This window comes from Salinivibrio sp. ML198, from assembly GCF_001996015.1.
Classification (GTDB): domain Bacteria; phylum Pseudomonadota; class Gammaproteobacteria; order Enterobacterales; family Vibrionaceae; genus Salinivibrio; species Salinivibrio siamensis.
On the sequence record NZ_MUEZ01000051.1, the window covers coordinates 1 to 648 of the forward strand.

The following is a 648-nucleotide window of genomic DNA, read 5'->3' on the forward strand; positions in this document are numbered from 1 at the left end:
GCTCTGGCTCTGGCTCTGGCTCTGGCTCTGGCTCTGGCTCTGGCTCTGGCTCTGGCTCTGGCTCTGGCTCTGGCTCTGGCTCTGGCACGCTATCTAAATCCGCTTGCTCTTGCTCGTCAACCGGTTCAGCGTCTGCCAATGCCGCTTCTTCGTCGTACTCAGGTAGGCTGGTTAAATCAAGTAAGTCTTCTTCGCTAATGTCATCGAGATTGTCGCCGTCATCCGTAGAGGCATCATTGTTGTCAACGCCGTCAGGCGCTGACGATTCATCTGCTTCGCCGGTAGCTTCTGGCTCAGCCGATTCGTCCGCCGGTGCGTCATCTTCACTTAACTCGGCTTGCGGCTCGTCGTCAGTGTCCTCGTCAGCCGCTTCATCTGCCTCGCTAGTCGCTTCTGGCGCGGCCGATTCGTCCGCCGGTGCGTCGTCTTCGTTTAACTCGGCTTGCGGCTCGTCATCAGCGTCCTCGTCAGCCGTTTCATCTGCCTCGCGAGTAGCTTCTGGCTCAGCTGGCTCGTCCGCTGGAGCATCGTCTTCACTTAACTCGGCTTGCGGCTCGTCGTCAGCGTCCTCGTCAGTCGTTTCATCTTCCTCGCCGCTAACTTCTGGCGTGCCCGATTCGTCCGCCGGTGCGTCGTCTTCGTTTAACT

1 pseudogene is annotated in these 648 nt (G+C 59.0%); it reads right to left on the minus strand.

Going from position 1 to position 648, the window contains the following annotated elements:
- Positions 1-648 (minus strand): annotated as a pseudogene (locus tag BZG25_RS16015) (hypothetical protein); the annotation flags it as partial.